The following is a 15,649-nucleotide window of genomic DNA, read 5'->3' as shown; positions in this document are numbered from 1 at the left end:
TAGCCTAATCACTAAATTATCCTAAACGAGTCACACGCAATTTAATTCGCCCCGCATTCGCCCCATAAAAGCGGTTTAGGTCGTTGGCAGAAGGACAAAACTCACCTGATTTAGCAATACGAATATCAGCACCCTCAGCAATTTCAAATAAATGATCGTCGTTGTTATCGATAGCACCAATTAGCGCAAACCATTGTGCGTGGGGTAAACGTCTAAACGGTTCAAGCACGGCCATTGGGATTTCTTTCACCCCAAGTTGGATATTGTCGCGGTGCCAACCTGCAGGTCCGCAACTAATGCCGTCGTCATACCAAGTTTGCTCTGGGTAAGGCGTAAATCGGTACGTGCCACCTTGCTCTAACATTAAGCCTGTGTGATTGTACTTTTCAGCGCCATACACAAACACATCTTTACTTTCGTCTATGCTCAGCACCGTCATATTTTGTTTATCAAGCGCAATATGTGGGCTTAAGCCTTTAAATTTCAAGCGGGTTTCATCGCTATAAAGTACATCGTAATGAAGGCTTTTTAACGACTCCGGACGATAGCTCGTTAGGCGATTAATGCGCTCTGCTACTGTGTAATGAATGGTTGGTGCGAGCGTGCTTTGTTCGTTATCAACCAATACACAGCATTCGCGATCTACCAGTTTGAACAACGGGTTAAACCAAAAATAGTTTTGCTGATGACTAAGAGCCAGCGGATCTGGGGTAACGGTTACATCATCTTGTGCAATGAGGTTACGATGCTCTTCTGGGAGCAGAGTGTTGTAATTGATATCCGCGCTGGTAAGTAAGTTTAATGCAACGGTTTGTTCAATCAGCCACTCAATCGCATAGCGCAGACAAATGTCTGCTAAGCCATCACGATAATAGCCGCCACCCACATCAGAATGGGCGCCTGCAAACCAGATCTCTTGCACATGCGGTGCACTGTTTATAAGTGTGGGTTCAAATGCACGGCGTTTTTCATCAAGTGCCACGCAATGAAGGGCAGCTTTTATATTGCTTGCTAGTGTGTAGTTTTCAAAAATGACATGCTCAGCACCGCGGGTTGCTTTTGTTACTTTCGAAAAGCCTATTGATGCAACGGTATCGAATACACATAAGTACACATCATCACTGATAAGTGGCTCTAAACATTTGGCAAAGCGCCTAGCAAGAGCAGCACCGCGGCTAAAACCAGTTAGAAGTACCTTGTCGCCTACATTGTAATAGCTTTTAAAGTCGCCCATAGCCCGGTTTAAAATGCTGGCAACATCATCACCTCTTGGCGCAAGGGCTTGATTGAATAAACGTCGAAAGCGACTACCTTGGGTGCCTATACCTTGATAATAAAAGCTAAGTTGAGTTGGAAATGGTGTTGCGGGTTCGCTATTGAGTGCGCCGCCAAACAATAAATGAAGTTTAAGAATATTAGAAATACTGGCGTCTTCTTTGAAATGTGCGGCGCTGAATTGTTCAGCATCACGAGGCTCACTGCCTGTGCCATCAAAGTTGAAAATCAGCGTTTTAGCGGTCATAGCGTCATTCCTTTAGTGGTTTGTATAAACATACTCCCACTTTATGAAAATTTGAAGACAAAGATTCACCTAGACGAGCATTTTTGATGTTACGCTAACGTGGTTGCTAAATTAAAACTAAGTGGTTTATCAAGAGGTGTATTTTTGTAAGATTGTCAGTAATACTTGGTAGTCTTTTTTTATTTCAAATAATTTCGATTGTATCTCCTCAAAAGGGTGACGCTCATTGGCGATTAATACAATTAATTCGCTTAGGTGTTGATCTAATCTTGTAGCACCTAAATCGCCGCAGGCTCCTTTAAGTGAATAACTGGCTGATGTAGTTGTTTTAAAGTCTCTGTTCTGTATGGACTGAGATAGTGACGCTAATTTGACATGAGAACTATCTAAAAACATTTTGCTTACTCTAATGAGCAAGACCTCATTGTTCATGAGTCGGTAAAGTGCAGCTTTTTTATTCCAATGGTTCAATTCTAAACTTTCGCTTTTCGAGTCTGTTGTTTGCTGCTTCCCTGACATCTCACTGTTCATTTTTTATTTGCCTTTATAGTTATGTCATTTTGAAGAAATCTACAAAAATTTAAATTATTCACTGGTTGCGATAATACAAACGCAGCGATTTCTTCCTTGTTGTTTAGCCTGATATAGCGCTGTATCTGCACTGTTGATTAAATTTTCTGGAGTAAAATTTTTATCATCTGACAGTGTTGCGCTTCCCACGCTTATCGAGACTATTCCTGACTCTGTAGTTGGGTGTTTAATAGCTAGATTTTTAATGTTGGCCAATAGCTTATGAGCAATAAACTGTGCTCCTTGAATATCGGTATCAGGTAAAATACAGAGGAACTCTTCACCACCGTAGCGAATAGTTGTGTCTGTTGGTCGGTTAATACTATTTTTGATTTCTGTAGCTACTTTTATTAAGCAGTTGTCGCCTTGTTGATGTCCAAGCTGATCGTTGTATTGTTTAAACCAGTCTATATCAATCATCAGCACAGATAGTGCCTGACTATGACGTTTCGCAAGTAATAGATTTTGCGTCAGAGTCGTATTTAAAGAACGGCGGTTTTTTAATCCCGTTAGGCTGTCTTGCTGTGTCTGTTGTTTTAAAAGATCTGCTTGTTTCTTTAATGTCAGGTGTGCAGTCACTCTGTTTAGAAGGGTTACACCATAGACTGGCTTAGCTACAAAATCCACAGCGCCGGCTTGCCAGCATTGGTTTTGATCTTCTTGATCCATAATTGCAGTGATGAATATAACCGGAATATCTTTATAAGAAGGGTGAGCTTTTAGCTCTTTACACACATCAAGACCACTCATAGACCCTAACATGACATCTAACAATATTAGATCGGGTTTAATAGAGTCACAAACAGACAACACTTCTTCACCACAATTAATCGTGTGGGTTTTAAAATGTGATGCTAGTAGGCCTTCAATGACAGTCGCATTGATTGGCTCGTCATCGACTATCAAAATGATGGAATCATCAATCAGTTTGTTGTTATTTACTTCATTAGATTGCAAATTATCTTCTCCCTAAGTGTTGATTAAGCATAGACTGAATTTTTAGAATTTCTACAACTAAAGAATGGAAAATTATATTTTTTATTGGCGCTACTGATGAGATAGGACTAGAGTTTTTTTAGTTACATTAATTGAGGTCATAGTCTTGCTTTTTTCTCATCTAAATAATCGGCAGAGTAAAATACTCGTTGTTGATGATGAACCTACAAGCCTATTGGTGATGACTGAGGCTCTTGGTGATTTAGGTGAAGTTATTGGATGTGCGTCAGGAGTTGAAGCCTTAGGCGTAGCATTTTCATTCAGGCCCGATATTATTTTACTTGATATTGAAATGCCAAATATGAATGGCTTCGAAGTATGTAAAGCAATTAAACAAAACCCACTAACAGCCCTATCAATCGTTATTTTTGTTACCTCGCATAATGAACAAATATTTGAGTATCAGAGTTTTGAGAATGGTGGAGTTGATTTAATTCATAAGCCTGTCGACTTAAATCTATGTCGGTTGAGAATAGTAAATCATCTAAAAATGAAGCAACAGGAAGCGCAAATAAGTACTGCAAAAGATGACGTTGCGGCACTAATAGCTCAAGTTCCGGTATTTATTTCTTATTGGTCAGTGCAAGAGCTAAACCTTTTTAATAATGACATGACTTGTCAGTGGTTTGCCGTAAGTGGCAATGAGATGATTGGCCACAGAGCTAAAGATATTCTTCCTGATGATCTATACCTTGCTTTGCATAACTGTTTAGAAGAGCAAAAGCCGCAGGAAGTGTTAAATGTACCGTTTGTCGATCCGAGCGATAATATTGAGCATGTTAGGGCACAAATTAATTTACAATTTCATGAAGGACAAGCGGTAGGCGTTATATTGACGCTTACGGATATTACATCAATTAAGCGCACTAAAAAGTTATTAGCTGCTGAGTCTGAGCGATTGCGAGTAATGCTCAACTCGATTGGTGATGCGGTTATCGCAACAGATAATGAAGCCCATATTACGTTTATGAATCCCATTGCTGAAAAGCTAACGGGTTATTCAGCACAGCAGGCTCAGGCAAAACATATTGATGACGTGATGAAGTTGACTGATGCGTATTCAGGACAAAACCTAGTTAATCCTATCCTACTTGCTTTGCGAGAAAATCGTATTGTTGCTATGTCGTTAAATACCCAATTAACAGCATTAGATAACCGTGTTTATCGAGTCGAAGATTCTGCTGCGCCAATTCGTGATGATGATGGTCGTGTCAGTGGTGGGATCATCGTTTTTCACGATGTTAGTGAGTCAGTGGCAATGGCAGTTAAAATGAGTCACCTTGCTAATCATGACTTACTAACCGACTTGCCTAATCGAGTCTTGCTTTATGATAGAGTCTCCCATGCTTGCAAAGTAGCCAAGAGCAAGGAGCAACAAGTTGCTTTAATTTTAATTGATATTGATCATTTTAAATACTTGAATGACACACTTGGTCATCAACAAGGTGATTTAATAATTAAACTTGTTGCGAAGCGATTAGAATCTTTAATTGATTTAAACTACACATTAGCGCGGATCGGCGGTGATGAATTTGCGATATTAATCCCTGAAATAAAGCTAACATCAATTATTGATGTGATTGCTACTGACATCATTAATACAATGAGTGAACCATTCAAAATTGATGAACAACCTTATATTTTGTCAGTGAGTGTAGGTATTAGCATTTATCCTAGAGAATCAGTGACAGCAGAAGATATGATGACTCATGCTGATGCCGCTATGTATAAAGCGAAAGAGCAAGGGCGTAATCGCTTTTGTTATTACTCAGATGATTTAGAGCATCAGTTTAAACAGCGCCAAAGTGTTGAAAAACTGATTCGTACTTCGATAGAAAACGACAAGATAGAAGTTTATTATCAACCCAAGGTCGCACTGGGTTCACAAAAAATAGTCGGTGTTGAAGCACTTGTTCGGTTACGAGATACTAATAATCAAATTATATTGCCAGTTGAATTTATTCCTTTAGCTGAAGAGACTGGACTTATTAACGCTCTTGGTGAGTCAGTTTTTAAGCAAAGTTGTTACGCAGCAAAGGAGTGGTTAGATAAAGGCTTTCGTATCAAGGTTGCTGTCAATATTTCAGCAAAGCAGTTTACGGATAAAAACTTTTGCAACTTTGTGGCGCAAACTCTCCAAATGTCGGGCTTACCGAGTGAATTGCTCGAATTAGAAGTTACAGAAAGTGCATTAATGGAAGATTTTGAAGTAACTAAGAGTATGCTGAATGATTTAGCGGTGCTTGGCCTGACTATTGCGATTGATGATTTTGGAACGGGTTATTCCAGTCTTTCATATTTAAAGCTTTTTCCGGTCGATGTTTTAAAAGTAGATCAATCATTTGTTAGAGACATGATGGTTGATTCGCAGAGTATGGATATAGTCAAGACAATAACAAGCTTAGCTCATTCATTAAGTCTATTAATTGTTGCCGAGGGAGTAGAAGAAAAACAGCACCTAAATAAGTTGATCGATTTAGGCTGTGAACTTGGGCAGGGGTACTATTTTTATAAGCCCATGCCCAAAGAAGAGTTTGATAAGCTATTAGTTTAAGTCACGGTATGGCTGTATAGGATGCCACAGCCGATAAAAATAAGTGCAACACCGCCAATTGCTTCGGCTTTTTTGCCTACCCAACCACTCATTACGTTACCAAGTAGCGCGCCGATGGTAACCATAATTGTGGTTGCTAGGCCTATCATGGCGGCAGCTAAGTAAATATTCACTTTCATGAAAGCAAGGCTGATACCTACTGTCATCGCATCTATGCTGGTGCCAACGGCAGTTAGTAGTGTGGCAATGAAAGAGCGCTTGGTATTCGGTGCAAGTTCCTCTTCATCGTCGTCATCTTCTTTACGACTCTCAAGCAACATATGAACACCTAAACCCACTAACAACACAAAGGCAATCCAGTGATCAAAGGCTTCAACGTAATCTGCACCGGCACTGCCAATCAGCCAGCCAACAATCGGTGCGATAGCTTCGATACAGCCAAACAATAAACCAAGCTTGATTGCACTCAGAACACGAGGATTTTTAAGTGTACTGCCTTTGGTGATTGAAGCTGCAAAAGCATCAGTCGACATAGCAAGCGATAAAACGCTTAGTGTAATAATATTCAATTTTTGCGCCCCACAAAAAGTGGGCATTATACGCGGCGAAGCTCAAAACAGATAGGTTAATTTACGGCTCAAATAGGTAAGGATCTTAATAAGCGCTGTACAGATAGTTATTCATTACAGTGCCATTTTTGGGTGCAAGTTTTGGCGCAAGTTTAATAAGCTCTTCATAAACATCAGGAACAAAAATTTTTAGACGCTCGGCACGACGAAAGTGGTTAGGCTCATATTGATCAACAAGTTTTAATGCGCTTGGCATATAGTCAGCGAGGGTTTGTGTGTTATAGCTTTGCTCCAGTGCTTGGTCGAGAATATCAAGCCCAGGTTTAGAAAAATCATGCGCAACTGCAAGGCTCATTAAAAACTTAACGGCTGCATTTGAATGCATGCTTGCATAAAAATACATGTCGTTGTTTTGCATGTCTTTTAATGAAAAATCAAAGCCGTTATCAGCTAATGTTTGCCATTGTGCTAATGGTAACTTAGTAAATAGATAAAGGTTTTCAGGTGCAGTTGGAGCGACTCTGTTTTGCCAAATAGACGTCAATTGTTGAGCGTTTTCTATTGTTGCTGCAAGCAACATATTTGTCTGGTGGGTACTGAGCTTTGCTGTTTGGGTAATCGTTGCAACAGTATTAAAGTCTTTTTCGACAATTGCTTCTTTATAGGTTTGATACTGCGTTGAGGTTTGATATTTATACTCATTTGAATGCAAGAATTGCCAATTATGAACTTGTACAGGGTCGATTTCTTGAAGGGTGCCGAGGGTAAGTAAGCCTTGTTGCGCTTCGAGTGTTTCTAATTCTTTGAGTGCTTGAGAGCGTGTTTTTATCGCTTCTAGTGAATTGATCCGCTGATCTATCGTTTCACACTCAGGAGGTATTTTTTTCGCTTGCTGTTTTTGTAGTTCATAGGCGCTGAGTGCTTTTGATATTACAGAGTTATCTTTTTCTTTACGTTTAAATGCTAGGTTATTTGGGATTAGCTTTAAACCTATAAACTGAGAAAAAGCATCATTAGCAACTTGGTCGCCAACAAATAAAAGGCTACTCGGTAAGAATGAAGATTTAAGCATCAGTAGTCTATCGTTCGGTGTGTCGCGCACAAGCTCGCCGTGAGCTCGATAACCTTTCTTTTTTAGATAATTTAGTGTTTCTATGTGTTTGCTCTCTAGTGGCTGGACTTCACTATTTGAGCTGCCTTTTAGGTTTATAATGGCAATATCCATCGCCGTAAATACATTTGGCTGATTAGTGGGCTCAATACCTCGCTCACTTAATAACTTTAAAATTGGTACGTTAAATTCACTCACAGCGACATCTGCAAGGTTTAAATACAGTTGTTCATCCATAAAGTCATCACTCATTGCTGTAGGCGAGCCGTTTAGCTGTGCTGTTTGAGAGATGAGCGCTGTTAGGTAATCATTAGGTAAGTTGCTTTTTAAAGCCACAGCAATGTCGTTAACAGTAAACTCTTTGCTAGATATTGCGTTTTCAAACTCAGTTAAACTAAGCGCATGAGTATTAACAAGAAACAAAATAGATGGTGAAATGAGCCTTGATGGGCCGATTTTAAACGGCGTTTTTAAATAGGTATTAAAATCATCGTTGTTATCCAATAGTTTGTACAATGCTGTTTTGTTTACTTGCTCAGGTAATGGCACATTAAACATCATTGAGCCAGTATTTTGACTAAGGGGTCCATCAATTGCCGTTAGTTGATTGATTGTATCTATTTCAAAATAATCAATGACCTCAATCCCTTGCCAGCTTTTTAATATGTTTACTGATGAGGCATATTGAAATTGCTGTTCTGCATTCTCTTTGATTGCGTTAATAACTAAGGTATTAAATGAACGGTAAGATATTTTCACAAGTTCCGAATAACTTAAAATATCTTCAAGGGAGTCGCCGTCTTTTAGTGCTTGTTTAATCGCTGCTTCTATTTGACTGTGATCAGCTGCAGCTTGAGTGGCTTTTAAACTTTGTTGCTTACACTGGCGTTTGGCTAGCTTGAGTTTAGCCAGCTCTGTTGCTTTGCTATTAGGCTGATTTGATGGTTTAAAGAGGCTCGTAGCCTTTTTTTGTTCAGCGACAGTAGCAGAAGATGTCGAGACTTCATTGCTTATCGCTTCGATGGGTGTGGGTTTATCTAATATCAGGTAGGCCCCACAGGCACAAAGCACTGCAAAAACGGTTAGCGAAATACCTTTTTTCATCTTCAATCCATGGAGCTATCTTGCTTGAAGTGTATGACTTTGTAGAGTGATGTCAATTACCTAGGGACGAAGTGCATAAATAGCCGACAAACAACTAATTTGCCGGCTTTATGCCGTAGCTTAATGCAGTTTCATTTTTGGCCTAACAACGCGGAGTACTTTTTCGCTGATCCACAGTGCAAAAGTTTTTGCACTGCCATGGATAGCACGTTGATGCATACGATAGAGCGAAATATACATAAATCGCGCTATTTTACCCTCTATAAAAAAGCTATTACTGGTTAGGTTGCCCATTAAACTGCCTACCGTGCTGTAGCGTGACAAATTAACTAAAGAGCCATGATCACTGTAGGTAAAGGCACTCAGAGGCTGGTCTTTGAGTGTAGCTATAAGGTTTTTTTCAACACATTGCGCCATTTGATGAGCCGATTGTGCTCTGGGTGGCACTTGTGTGCCATCTTCTTGAGTAAATGCACAGCAATCACCAATCACAAAAATATCGTCGTTAACGCTACTTTGCAGATATTGGTTCACCTTAATTTGGTTATTGCGGGTGAGCTCAAAGATACCAATATCTTTAATGAAATCAGGTGCTTTTACACCCGCAGCCCAAACCATAATGTCGGCTTTGATATGTTCATCGTTTTTGGTAATAAAGCTGTTTTCTGTGGCTTCTTTTACTTGCGTGCCTTCGCGGACTGTTACTCCTAATTTAACCAGTTCACGCTTAGCTGAGTTTGCAATGCGCTCGGGTAATGCGGGCAAAATTCGCGGCCCCGCTTCAATTAAATCAATGTGTAAGCGTTTCGCGGTCATTTTATTAAGGCCATACATTTTTAGCATGTCTGACACATGATAAAGCTCTGCCGACAGCTCAACCCCGGTTGCACCACCTCCCACTATAGCAATGGTTAAAGAATGCTGTGGGTCGTCATCTTGATGTAAACGGGTGAAGTTATCGAGTAGAGCATGCTGAAAGCGTTCAGCTTGCTGGTTTGAATCAAGGTAAAAACAGTGCTTGTTAACGCCAGGGGTATTAAAGTCGTTACTGACACTGCCTATAGCAAGTACAAGGTAGTCATAACTGACTTGGCGCTCGGGTAAAATTCGGTGGCCAAGCTCGTCTTTTAACTCGCTTAAAGTGATGGTTTTGTTGGTTTGATCTAAGTGGCAAAAGCTGCCGAGTTGAAAATTATAATGATGTTTTGCTGCATGAGCTGAGTATACAACGCCGTCTAAATCGGCATCAATCGACCCCGTCGCTACTTCATGAAGTAACGGCTTCCAAATATGGCTGCGGTTTTTATCGATTAAAAGTATCTCTGCTTGACGTTTTTTCCCGAGTTTGTGTCCTAATTGTGTTGCTAGCTCTAAGCCACCAGCGCCACCACCGACTATCACGATTTTAGGAGGTTGGTTAATCATTACGTTGCCCTCAAAAGTATAATACCTAAACACTCTTGCGAAAAAGCGCTTAGGTATTGCAAGTCCATCCATCAATACCCCATGGCAACGCGCCCATTGTGCGCCTTTTTACTGGTTTTGTCAGTACCTGTTAAGAACAATATAGTGCGCTTAGTTATATCAATGGCCTTGGGAGATTGAGTTAAACACGTTAACATGGCTAATTCGCAGTAAGAGACCTATCATTACCTGAAAAGGGAATGAAAGTGAGGGATCAGGATGACTACACCACTACACACTTCGTTGAATCAATACTTTGGCTTTAATGAGTTTCGCCAAGGTCAGCAACAAACCATTGAGCAGCTATTAAATCAGCAATCGTCGTTGGCAATTTTTCCAACTGGCTCAGGTAAATCTTTGTGCTATCAATTAACCGCATTGCACTTACCCAACTTGACCTTAGTGGTATCGCCATTATTGGCACTGATGAAAGATCAAATCAGCTTTTTAAATAGCAAAGGTATTTACGCGGCAAGCCTTGATTCAAGCCAAACCAGTGAGCAAAGCCATACGGTAATGAGTGATGTGCGAGCAGGGAAGGTGAAAATTTTAATGGTCTCAGTTGAGCGTTTTAAGAATGAGCGCTTTCGTGAATTTATTAAACAAGTGCCTATTTCGATGCTGGTGGTTGATGAAGCACACTGTATATCTGAATGGGGCCACAACTTTAGGCCTGATTATCTAAAACTGCCGCGCTATCGTGAAGAGCTTAATATTCCGTTGGTATTGCTACTTACCGCCACCGCAACTAAAAAAGTAAAGCGCGATATGTGTGAGCGTTTTGCCATTGCCCCAGAATGTGTAGTGCAAACAGGCTTTTACCGAAGCAACCTCGATTTATCAGTGCTCAGTGTTGCAAGCCAAGAAAAACCTCAGCAATTAGCAAATATCATAGCCAGCCAACAAGGGGCAGGGATTGTCTATGTCACCTTACAGCATACTGCTGAGCAAGTGGCCGAAGGCTTGGCAAGAGCGGGCTTTAATGCAGTGGCCTATCATGCAGGCCTTGAGGATGATAAACGCTGGCAAATTCAAGACGATTTTATGGCGGGTAAAATTAATATCGTCGTAGCAACCATTGCTTTTGGGATGGGTGTTGATAAGTCTGATATTCGTTTTGTGATCCACTATGATTTGCCAAAATCGATTGAGAACTATAGCCAAGAAATTGGCCGCGCAGGGCGAGATGGTTCGCCTTCAAACTGTTTTACCCTAGCAAACCTTGATGGCTTAAATACCGTTGAGAACTTTGTTTATGCCGACACGCCCGAGCAAAGTGGGATTGACTATGTCATTAATAACATTCGCAACGAACAAACGAACAACCAGTGGGAAATGCAAGAGTACAGCTTATCTAGCGAAAGTAATATTCGTGCTTTAGCGTTAAAAACCTTACTAGTGCAGTTAGAAATGCAAGGGGCTATTACGCCTTTATATGCCTATTACGCCGATTTTAAATATAAGTTTTTAACGGATCAAAACGAGCTACTTAGCCAGTTTGATGCTGACCGACAAGCGTTTTTACAACAGGTATTCAAACACACTGAGTTTAAGAAAATTTGGGGCACACTTAATTTTGATGCGTTAACCCGTGCCACTCAAGTTGATAGAAAACGTGTGGTTGCAGCGCTCGATTATTTGGCCGAGAAAGGTCATATAGCCCTTGAGACCAAACGCATCACGCAAGTGTATGAGGTGAATAACTCGGTAATAAACCACGCAGATTTAGCACCGCAACTTCACCAATATTTTATCGAAAAAGAACAGGCCGAAATTAAACGTATCGCCACTTTAGTGCGCTTTTTTGAGCTAGATAGCTGCTTAAGTTATAACTTAGCCCGCTATTTTGATGACCAGAATGCACCCCAGCAATGTGGCCATTGTTCAGTGTGTAGAGGCCAGCAAGTAAAGCTTAGCTATTCATTAGTGCATCAAATGCCTGAGCAAAATGTGATTGCCAGTAAAGTTGCAGAGCTTAAACAGCACTTAGCCGCTAAAGGAATTAGTGATGTCAGCATCGATACTCAGTGCCGCTTTTTAGCGGGCATGAGCGTGCCTTTATTTACCCGTAATAAAGTCAGGCAGCTTTCAGGTTTTGGCCTTTGCGAGCAGCAGCGCTACAGTGACATTAAAGCCTTGCTACAGCAGGGTCTTACATTTTAAAATCAGGCTCTTTAGCTTCGGTAAACATTTTTGACAGAACTGTCTTGAATAACTCTGTCAGGGTGTTTTGTAAGTACAACTGAAACTTTTCTTTACCGAGAGTTCTATCGAATACTTCGGTATCTAAAAAGCGTTTCATTTCACCGATAAACTCAGGGCTCGTGGTAAGTTCGGGTAACCTATCAATTAAATGAGAGAGCATGGGCTGATATTGCTCAAGTTGATAGTCAGCAACTTTATTTTTAACTAGTTCAATATCTAATTGAGCCCCTTGCTGTTGCAACCAAGCAAGATCCCAAATGTCTCGATGTCGCACATACTTTGTTGTGGCTGGTAATGAAATTATTTTGTCAGCCATCACCTCATCGAGTGTTTCAGCTAAGATCAGTGTATCGCTGTATCCATCAGGCAGAAAATCATAGTTCACATTCAGTGGTAAAGGCTGCTTTGTGTAGGCCGGAATATTGGCAACTTCTAACTTAATTTTTTGTTTGGGTAAATCCTTTCTTTGTGGTGCAGTTACTACTGCAACTTGCCACTTATCAATTTTTAATTCTGAGTATTTAGGGTCTTTTTTTAACTCTTTCGGTTCTTTAACTGTCACCTCAAGGCCATATCTTTCGCCAATATACTTTTCAATACATGCTTTGATATCTTTTAACATGAGTGAATTGAATTCTTTACCACCAGCAAAATCTAAATCTTCACTAAAGCGATTTCCGCCGTAACATAATCTTAAAGAAGTACCTCCTTGAAATACCAGCTTATCAAGGAATCCACCTCGTTCGAGAGCAAATAGGATGTCGTAATGCAATAACTCTTTTTCTATAACAGCTCGCATATGAGAAACATTTGTGGTTTGCATAGCGAGATTTACTAGTTGCGCAAAGTTCTCTTGTTCAGTTTTCATCTTATGCTTCCTCTGCAATTAAATGAGTATTTCGGCCAACTCTTTTTAAATCCCTTAGAGCAGTATTTTTCGTTGCAAATCTCAAAGAGCGATCTGTTTTCATTGTGTTTTCTAGAATGTCTAAACGGTCTCGCTTAGTGTGAGTAAATTCAATTGTACCAAAAGGCGTTTTATATTCACCCGAGCGTCCTGTTGTCATAATGGTCAATCTGCCAACGGGGATTTGTGAAATAATTCCATACTCTGAAAGTGCAGACTCTAAACTAACGTAATTGTACTCACCACGGCGGATTGTTTTTGCAATTAGCTCCAGCGTATCACTTCCTTTTGACTGAGCAAGAGCGTAAATAAAAATGCCATTTGCAACTCTAATTAAAAAGCCATCATCGATGAGTCGAGAAATCCCCGCTCTCAAGCTCCTATTAGTATCATCAAAAAAAATCTTTGCAAAATCAGACATTGTAAAAATATAACGTCCTTGTTTATCAAATTCTGATAGCTTTTTGATTGCATCTGACTTTTTCAATTTATTTCTCAAGTAATGATTAATGGCATATTTATATGTCATTATTGTAGACTTATTTTAGTGCTTTTCAAGTTCACAAATTTAACACTAAAAAGTGTCAAAATTGTACACTTAACCAATTTGAATACTGGTAGTCGGGTAGGTCAAAGGTTGGCCGTGCTGGCGAGCAAAACAATAAGCAAAGGTTAATGGCCCAACCCGACCTATCAGCATCAGCAGTATGATGATGAGCTGACTAGGCGCACTTAAATCCCCAGTTATACCCCGCGAAAGGCCTACGGTACTGAGTGCCGAAATTGCCTCAAAGGTGATATCAAGTAACGACCCTTGTTCAAGCTTGGTGATGATCATAATGCTGGTAAAAGCGATAAATAAGTACAGTATCATGACGCTTAATGCCTTGATCACTAACTTGTCGCTCAGCTGACGGTTAAACACGGTGACCGTGGTTTGCTGTTTTAAATAGCTGCGCATCGCTAAAATTAGGATCACAAAGGTGCCTAGTTTTATGCCGCTCGCCGTACTAACTGAACCACCGCCAATCACCATCAGCAGCATAGTCAAAAGCGTTGAATCTTGACTCAAGCCATCAATCGGTAAGGTATTGAACCCTGCGGTACGAGGTGTCACCGCTTGAAACCAAGTCGTTAATATTTGCTCAGACGTTGATAGCGGCGCTAATGTCGCGGGATTGGCGTGTTCAAAGAAAAAAATCAATATAAATGCGATGCAGTTGAGCACTAAGGTGGCAATTAGCACCAGGCGGGTATTGGTTGATAGTAATGACCAGCGCTTTTGTTTGTAGATATCAATCAGTACAGTAAACCCTAAACCGCCGATGATAAACAAAGCGGTGATCACTACGTTTACGGTTATATCGCCCTTGAATGCCGATAAGCTATCGCCACTTAGCGCAAAGCCCGCATTATTGAACGCCGAAATCGTATAAAACAGACTGTGATAGGCGCTTTTTAGTGCGCCATAGTCATCGAACCAACTAATAAAGAGTAAGCAAAATGCCACCGACTCAATCACTAATGAATACACTAAAACATACTTAGCAACTTTGATCACCGAGGTTAAATCGTTAGTGTCAAAAGCGCGGCTAGCGAGTAAGCGTTGTTGTAAGCCTAGGGTTTTTCCTAAACTTAAAATTGAAATCACCGCCACGGTCATAAAGCCAATGCCACCTATTTGAATCAGCAGCATGACCACGCTTTGACCAAATACAGTCAGATCAGTACCTGTGTCGATGACCACCAGCCCTGTTACTGTAACCGCAGAGGTTGCTGTAAATAATGCATCGAGCCAGCTGATCGGTTGGGTGCTTGCCATTGGTAGCATAAGCAAGCCCGTGCCGAGCATAATTAACACAATAAAGCCGATAGTAAGCACTAAAGGTGGGTTTATTTTTTGCCGCTTACGGCACTTTACACCGCTAAATTGTTTTGGATAAACGTTGGCTTGCCAGTTAATCATAATGCACGAAACCGTTTTGCTAATTTAGTTAAGTAAGTTTTAGAGCCCAGTAGCACCAGACTATCGCCGTGACGCAGTTCGGTGTCGTTAGTCAGCTCTGTATTGAAGTAATCATCACGTCGTAGTGTGAGTGGTTTAATATCGCTATTACGTTCTTTGAGTAGCCAGCCAATTTTGCGACCTGAAAGCTGCAGATCAATGCCTAGTTCAACAATAAACGTGGATTGGTTAAGCGGGAAATACTGATTAACCATTGGGTAGTTAAGCGCTTGCGCAACCCTCACGCCCATTTCTTCTTCAGGGTGAATTATGCGGTCAACGCCAAGTTTACTTAGTATTTGATGGTGGCTTTTGGTACAGGCTTTTACCCAAATTTGCTTTACGCCTAAGTTTTTTAAGTGCAATACACATAAAATACTGGCTTCAATATTCTCGCCAATGGCCACCAATACGGCTTGGCAACTGGGTAAATCGAGCCGTGCTAATTGTGTTTCATCACTGGCATCAACCACCACGGTAAAACTGAGTTGGTCGGCATAGTGATTAACGGTGCTTTCGCTAATATCGGCGGCACACACTGTATGACCTTGTTTTGAAAGTTCTAAACAGGCGGTTACGCCAAAACGTCCTAATCCGATTACTGCAAACTGAGCCATAGTCTTTCTCGCTATTGTGGGTACG

12 protein-coding genes are annotated in these 15,649 nt (G+C 40.6%); 2 read left to right on the top strand and 10 right to left on the bottom strand.

The features are described 5' to 3' along the window. Positions 1-16 precede the first annotated feature (16 nt). The 3 genes from CWB80_RS17440 to CWB80_RS17430 all read right to left on the bottom strand — a co-directional run bounded on the left by CWB80_RS17440 (position 17) and on the right by CWB80_RS17430 (position 3,049). Positions 17-1,522 carry a phospholipase effector Tle1 domain-containing protein gene (locus CWB80_RS17440; protein ID WP_138599356.1) on the bottom strand — a complete coding sequence of 502 codons (1,506 nt, stop codon included), beginning with the start codon at positions 1,520-1,522 and terminating at the stop codon, positions 17-19. A 129-nt stretch (positions 1,523-1,651) separates the two neighbouring features. Further along, the gene (locus CWB80_RS17435) at positions 1,652-2,053 is read right to left on the bottom strand and encodes an Hpt domain-containing protein (RefSeq protein WP_138599355.1); all 402 of its coding nucleotides are present in this window, start codon (positions 2,051-2,053) and stop codon (positions 1,652-1,654) included. A gap of 54 nt (positions 2,054-2,107) precedes the next feature. Further along, positions 2,108-3,049: a GGDEF domain-containing response regulator gene (locus CWB80_RS17430; RefSeq protein ID WP_138599354.1), complete on the bottom strand. Its 942-nt coding sequence runs from the start codon at positions 3,047-3,049 to the stop codon at positions 2,108-2,110. Between the two features lie 145 nt (positions 3,050-3,194). Here CWB80_RS17430 and CWB80_RS17425 point away from each other — a divergent pair, with 145 nt between their 5' ends. Continuing rightward, the gene (locus CWB80_RS17425) at positions 3,195-5,642 is read left to right on the top strand and encodes an EAL domain-containing protein (RefSeq protein ID WP_249362631.1); all 2,448 of its coding nucleotides are present in this window, start codon (positions 3,195-3,197) and stop codon (positions 5,640-5,642) included. Here CWB80_RS17425 and CWB80_RS17420 read toward each other — a convergent pair. From CWB80_RS17420 to CWB80_RS17410, 3 genes are all read right to left on the bottom strand, one after another. Next, on the bottom strand, positions 5,639-6,211 hold the full coding sequence (locus tag CWB80_RS17420; protein ID WP_054553622.1) for a manganese efflux pump MntP: 573 nt from the start codon (positions 6,209-6,211) through the stop codon (positions 5,639-5,641). The two genes, CWB80_RS17425 and CWB80_RS17420, sit on opposite strands and share 4 nt — an antisense overlap. An 85-nt stretch (positions 6,212-6,296) precedes the next feature. Beyond that, positions 6,297-8,426, bottom strand: a complete 2,130-nt coding sequence (locus tag CWB80_RS17415) for a hypothetical protein (RefSeq protein WP_138599353.1) — start codon at positions 8,424-8,426, stop codon at positions 6,297-6,299. Between the two features lie 120 nt (positions 8,427-8,546). Then, positions 8,547-9,851: an NAD(P)/FAD-dependent oxidoreductase gene (locus CWB80_RS17410; protein ID WP_054563253.1), complete on the bottom strand. Its 1,305-nt coding sequence runs from the start codon at positions 9,849-9,851 to the stop codon at positions 8,547-8,549. Positions 9,852-10,109: 258 nt separating this feature from the next. Here CWB80_RS17410 and CWB80_RS17405 point away from each other — a divergent pair, with 258 nt between their 5' ends. Then, entirely contained in the window at positions 10,110-12,053 is a 1,944-nt protein-coding gene (locus CWB80_RS17405) for a RecQ family ATP-dependent DNA helicase (protein WP_138599352.1), read from the top strand. On the opposite strand, the gene CWB80_RS17400 is transcribed toward CWB80_RS17405, so the two are convergent. The 4 genes from CWB80_RS17400 to CWB80_RS17385 all read right to left on the bottom strand — a co-directional run bounded on the left by CWB80_RS17400 (position 12,043) and on the right by CWB80_RS17385 (position 15,624). Next, entirely contained in the window at positions 12,043-12,963 is a 921-nt protein-coding gene (locus CWB80_RS17400) for a nucleotidyl transferase AbiEii/AbiGii toxin family protein (RefSeq protein ID WP_054553460.1), read from the bottom strand. The genes CWB80_RS17405 and CWB80_RS17400 overlap by 11 nt on opposite strands. A 1-nt stretch (position 12,964) precedes the next feature. Further along, the gene (gene abiEi, locus CWB80_RS17395; protein ID WP_235372680.1) at positions 12,965-13,531 is read right to left on the bottom strand and encodes a type IV toxin-antitoxin system AbiEi family antitoxin; all 567 of its coding nucleotides are present in this window, start codon (positions 13,529-13,531) and stop codon (positions 12,965-12,967) included. A gap of 69 nt (positions 13,532-13,600) precedes the next feature. Next, positions 13,601-14,968, bottom strand: a complete 1,368-nt coding sequence (locus CWB80_RS17390; protein WP_138599351.1) for a TrkH family potassium uptake protein — start codon at positions 14,966-14,968, stop codon at positions 13,601-13,603. Further along, the gene (locus CWB80_RS17385; protein WP_054553462.1) at positions 14,965-15,624 is read right to left on the bottom strand and encodes a potassium channel family protein; all 660 of its coding nucleotides are present in this window, start codon (positions 15,622-15,624) and stop codon (positions 14,965-14,967) included. The genes CWB80_RS17390 and CWB80_RS17385 overlap by 4 nt, the downstream gene beginning before the upstream one ends. Between the last annotated feature and the right edge of the window lie 25 nt (positions 15,625-15,649).

The organism is Pseudoalteromonas sp. S1650, from assembly GCF_005887195.1.
In the GTDB taxonomy this organism is placed as follows: Bacteria; Pseudomonadota; Gammaproteobacteria; order Enterobacterales; family Alteromonadaceae; genus Pseudoalteromonas; species Pseudoalteromonas simplex.
This window is presented reverse-complemented; position numbering and strand designations above follow the sequence as displayed.

Bases quoted from the DNA above. Each gene is read 5' to 3' on its own strand.
- CWB80_RS17440 (WP_138599356.1), bottom strand. From the start codon at position 1,522: ATGACCGCTAAAACGCTGATTTTCAACTTTGATGGCACAGGCAGTGAG.
- CWB80_RS17435 (WP_138599355.1), bottom strand. From the start codon at position 2,053: ATGAACAGTGAGATGTCAGGGAAGCAGCAAACAACAGACTCGAAAAGC.
- CWB80_RS17415 (WP_138599353.1), bottom strand. From the start codon at position 8,426: ATGAAAAAAGGTATTTCGCTAACCGTTTTTGCAGTGCTTTGTGCCTGT.
- CWB80_RS17410 (WP_054563253.1), bottom strand. From the start codon at position 9,851: ATGATTAACCAACCTCCTAAAATCGTGATAGTCGGTGGTGGCGCTGGT.
- CWB80_RS17405 (WP_138599352.1), top strand. From the start codon at position 10,110: ATGACTACACCACTACACACTTCGTTGAATCAATACTTTGGCTTTAAT.
- CWB80_RS17400 (WP_054553460.1), bottom strand. From the start codon at position 12,963: ATGAAAACTGAACAAGAGAACTTTGCGCAACTAGTAAATCTCGCTATG.
- abiEi (WP_235372680.1), bottom strand. From the start codon at position 13,531: ATGACATATAAATATGCCATTAATCATTACTTGAGAAATAAATTGAAA.
- CWB80_RS17390 (WP_138599351.1), bottom strand. From the start codon at position 14,968: ATGATTAACTGGCAAGCCAACGTTTATCCAAAACAATTTAGCGGTGTA.
- CWB80_RS17385 (WP_054553462.1), bottom strand. From the start codon at position 15,624: ATGGCTCAGTTTGCAGTAATCGGATTAGGACGTTTTGGCGTAACCGCC.